Raw genomic sequence first — 4316 nt, 5'->3', positions numbered from 1 at the left:
GGACGTATTTCGAGGGACCGGAGGGGTTCCTGCTGACGAAGGCCGAGAAAAAGGCCTGGAAGGAGGTCGCGAGCGACGAGGAAGCGGAGGCGTTCATCGCTCTCTTCTGGGCGAAACGCGATCCCGACCTGAGCACGCCGGTCAACGAGTTTCGCTTCGACTTCGGGCAGAAGGTCGAGGCCGCCGACAAGATGTACAGCTTCGAATCGACTCGGGGGGCTCTGTCGGACAGGGCGCTGGTCCTGTATCTGCTCGGGCAACCCTGGCGGCGGGACAACCGTCCGCCGGGGGCGTTCGCGAACGAAATTCTGACCCCGGGCACATCGACGATGGACAGCTCGCGGATGGTGCCCACGAGCAGCCTCTACCAGAACCAGGGATCGACCGAGATCTGGGAGTACAAAGCCGAAGAGCTGCCCATAGGAGTCGGTCAGTATTTTCTTCACGCCGTGTTCCTGGAGACCGAGGTTGATGACAACGACTACGTGCTCGATCGCACCAACGCTCAGTTGATGCGTCTGCTCGGCATAATGCCGGAGGCCCTGATTGTGCATCCGGAGTTGACGGAGGCGCCGAGGTCCGGGCTCGTCGCCGGCTCGAGACCTCTTTCGGATGACGAGCGGAGATGGCTGGACGCCGATGAAAGGCAATGGCCGGATTCGATGGCGGCGTGTGCAACGGCGGGCCTCGCCAGGGGACCGCGGCACTTTCTCTGGCTCCACATCAATCCGAGTGTCGAGTCCTTCGAGGATCTCGTTTTGATGGGCCGAGTGCGCGACCCAGGTTCGGGCGAGGAGCTCGGAGACTTCTTCATGCCGGCCGACGAACTTCCGGCGAGTGGGGGGGGCATCGAAGTGGCAGTCCCGGTCGATGACGGCCGGTGGTTACTGGATTTCGCTGTTGCGAATGATGCCGGCGTGTTGGGATCGAAGACACTCGAGATCGAGACGGCCGAAGCTGAGGTTGGGGAAACGGCTGTGTCGCATTTTGTGTGGGGGGTTGACGTGCAGCAGGTTCCCCGGTCGGTTCCAGGAGACCCGTTCAACATCGGAGGTTGGCGCGTGGCTCCGTTGCTCGTCAATAGCTTTCCAACGGCCAGCAACCGGGATCTGAACTACATGGCCTGCATCCTGAGTCCGGAGCTGAATGCTGATGGAGACCCGCAGTTCACGGTTTCGACCTCGTTGTCGAAGGATGGCCAGGTGGTGGCGAGCACATCCCCCCAGCGGGCTTCGTTGACCAGGTTGGCGGACGGGGTCTGGATGTTCGGCAGAGCGTTGCCGCTCGGGAGATTCTCCCAACCGGGATCCTACAAGCTGATAGTCGAGCTCGAGCAGACTACGGACGGCACAAAGGGCGTGGCGGAGATTCCGTTCGAAATGGTGGAAGGGGGCGCTGGGGGCTGATTGGCGGTTGATCCGCGGCGGGATGTTGTGGCCCGGGTTGGTTGGAATTAGGAATTAGGAATTAGGAATTAGGAATTCCCACCCACCCCCCCGGTGGCGTGGAGGCGAAGGAGTCGTAGGGGCGGGGTTTATCCCCGCCCTCGGTCGTTCGGGCTGGTTTCATCGATCCAGGGCGGGATATATATGGCGCCCCCACATCAGTGGAACCAGAAGGATCGGGCTATTCCTTCTTGCGCTTCTTCTTCGCCCGCGGGTCCTTGCCCTGCGACCGCAGCTTCTCCTCGCGCTTGGTGAGGAGCTCGACCGCCTGGTCCAGGTCGACCTTCTCCGGATCGGTGCCCTTGGGCACGGTGGCATTGACGGTACCGTCTGTGACGTAGGGACCGTAGCGGCCCGTTTTGACCTGGATATTCTCGCCTGACTCGGGATGGCCGCCGAGGTCGGCGATGACCGAAGCGGCGCCGGAGCGGCGGCCCTTCTTGGGTTCCTTGAGCTTGGCCACCGCCTCATCGAGGGTGATCGTGGCCAGCTGGTCCTGGCGCTCGAGGCTGCGGGTCTCCGAACCCATCTTGATGTAGGGACCGTAGCGGCCGTCCTGGACTGTGATGGTCTCGCCGGTCTCCGGGTGCTGGCCGAGCTCCTTTGGGAAGGAGAGCAGGAGCAGGGCGTCCTCGAGGGTCACGGTGTCGGGCGACATGCCCTTCCACAGGCTGACCATCCGCGGTTTCTCGCCGCCGTCCTCGCGATCGCCAAGCTGGACATAGGGTCCGAAGCGGCCCTCCTTGACGTAAATCGGCTTGCCTGTCTCCGGGTCGTCACCAATCGAGCGGTCGCCCTCGGCCGCCCTGGCTACCATGTCGAGTGCGCGTTCGAGGGTCAGCTCGTCGGGCGGCATGTCGTCGGGCACCGAGGCGCGCTGGCCGTTGTCGCCGACCTGGATGTAGGGACCGTAGCGACCGACGCGGACCGAGACCCTTTCGCCGTCGGGGGTCTGCCCGACGGTGATCCGCGACGCCTCGCGCGGCTCGATCTCGTCACCGGTGGCGACCAGGGCATGAAGCCCCATGCGCATGATCTGCAGGCGGTCGGGGTCGTCTTCCGCCAGGCCGAAGTAGAAGTCGTGCAACCACGGAACGGCCTCGGTCTGGCCGTTGGCGATGGAATCGAGGGTGTCCTCCATGCGGGCAGTGAAGTCGTAGTCAACCAGGTCCGGGAGGTGCCGCTCGAGCAGCCTGATGACCGCGAATGCGGTGAAGGTCGGCACCAGCGCCTGCCCCTTGTGCCACACATATCCGCGGTCCTGGATCGTCTGGATGATGGAGGCGTAGGTCGAGGGCCGGCCGATGCCGCGCGCCTCCAGCTCCTTCACCAGGCTCGCCTCGGTGTAGCGCGGTGGTGGCTGGGTCGTGTGGCTGGTGGCCTCGAGACCGATGACGTTGAGCTCCTGGCCGACGGATAGTTTCGGGAGGATCCTCTCCGTGTCGGCCCCCTCATCCTTGGGGTCGTCAGAAGACGCGACGTAAGCGCGGTAGAAACCGTCGAAGGTGATGACCTTGCCAGACGTGGTGAAATTGGCCGTTCCCTGCTCCGCCGTGGGTGCCTCGATCCGGACCTGGGTACGGACCCCCTTGGCATCCTTCATCTGCGAGGCGAGGGTGCGCTTCCAGATCAGCTCGTAAAGCTTCATCTGGTCGCGGTCGAGCTTGGAGGCAAGCTCCTTCGGCGTACGGAAGCGTCCGCCGGCCGGGCGGATCGCCTCGTGTGCCTCCTGCGCGCTCTTCGATTTCGAACGGTACACGCGCGGCTGCTCGGGCAGATACTCTGCGCCGTAGAGCTCTTCCACCTGGCGGCGAGCGGCACCAAGCGCCTCGCCCGACAGGGTCAGCGAGTCGGTGCGCATATAGGTGATGTAGCCGTTTTCGTACAGGCTCTGGGCTACCCGCATTGTGCGGCGGGCGTTGAAGCGCAGCTTGCGACCCGCCTCCTGCTGCAGGGTCGATGTCATGAAGGGTGGGTAGGGGCGGTTGGTGAAGGGCTTCTCGGCGACGTCGGCAACCGCGAAAACTGCGTCCGCCAGCTCAGTCGCCAGCTTCTGAGCCTGTTCGCCGTTCAGGACCAGCGCCGTGGTCTTGAGCTCGCCGGTCTCCTGGTCGAAGTCCTTGCCTCTCGCAATCTTGCGTCCGTCGAGCTCGGCCAGGCGGGCGGTGCAGCAGCGCTCGTCGCCCTCGCCCTCGAGGGTTGCCTCGACGCCGTAATAGGCTGACTCGACGAAGCGCATACGTGCTTCTTCGCGGGCGACGATCAGACGGGTCGCGACCGATTGCACCCGGCCGGCCGACAGTTTCGGCCGTAGCTTCTTCCACAACACCGGCGAGACCTCGTAGCCCACCAGGCGGTCGAGAATGCGGCGCGTTTCCTGTGCTGCAACTAGCCGCTCGTCGAGGTCGCGCGGTTCGGCGAGGGCGTTGCCGATAGCGCTTCCCGTGATCTCGTGGAAGACGAGCCGTTTGACCGGAATGTTGGGCTTCAAGACCTCGATCAAGTGCCAGGCGATCGCCTCTCCTTCGCGATCTTCATCAGTCGCGAGGTAGAGCTCGGTCGCGTCCTTGAGCTTCTTTCTCAGTGTGGCGACCTGTTTCTTCTTGTCGGCGGGGATCACGTAGAGGGGTTCGAAATCGTTCTCGACATCGATGCCGAGCCGCGCCCACTTCTCACCCTTGTACTTCTTCGGGATCTCGGCCGCCGACGGAGGCAGGTCGCGAATGTGGCCGATCGAGGATTCCACCTCCCAGTCCGATCCCAGGAATCTGGAGATGGTCCTCGCCTTTGCCGGCGACTCGACGATGATGAGGGGCTTTGCATCCGCCATGCGGCCCATAGGAAATAGGAGTAGAACGCCATTGTCAAGCG

At 63.7% G+C, this 4316-nt stretch carries 2 protein-coding genes; one reads left to right on the top strand and one right to left on the bottom strand.

Annotated elements, in window-relative coordinates:
• The coding region (locus tag LJE93_10470; protein ID MCG6949324.1) for a GWxTD domain-containing protein at positions 1–1406 on the top strand (1406 nt) is incomplete at its 5' end.
• A gap of 220 nt (positions 1407–1626) precedes the next feature.
• Here the strand turns inward: LJE93_10470 and topA are convergent.
• The gene (gene topA, locus LJE93_10465) at positions 1627–4275 is read right to left on the bottom strand and encodes a type I DNA topoisomerase (GenBank protein ID MCG6949323.1); all 2649 of its coding nucleotides are present in this window, start codon (positions 4273–4275) and stop codon (positions 1627–1629) included.
• Positions 4276–4316: the final 41 nt, after the last annotated feature.

The sequence above is a fragment of the Acidobacteriota bacterium genome (genome assembly GCA_022340665.1).
Lineage (GTDB): Bacteria > Acidobacteriota > Thermoanaerobaculia > Thermoanaerobaculales > Sulfomarinibacteraceae > Sulfomarinibacter.
The sequence above is the reverse complement of the archived record's forward strand: the minus strand, read 5'-3'. Positions and strand labels throughout refer to the sequence as shown.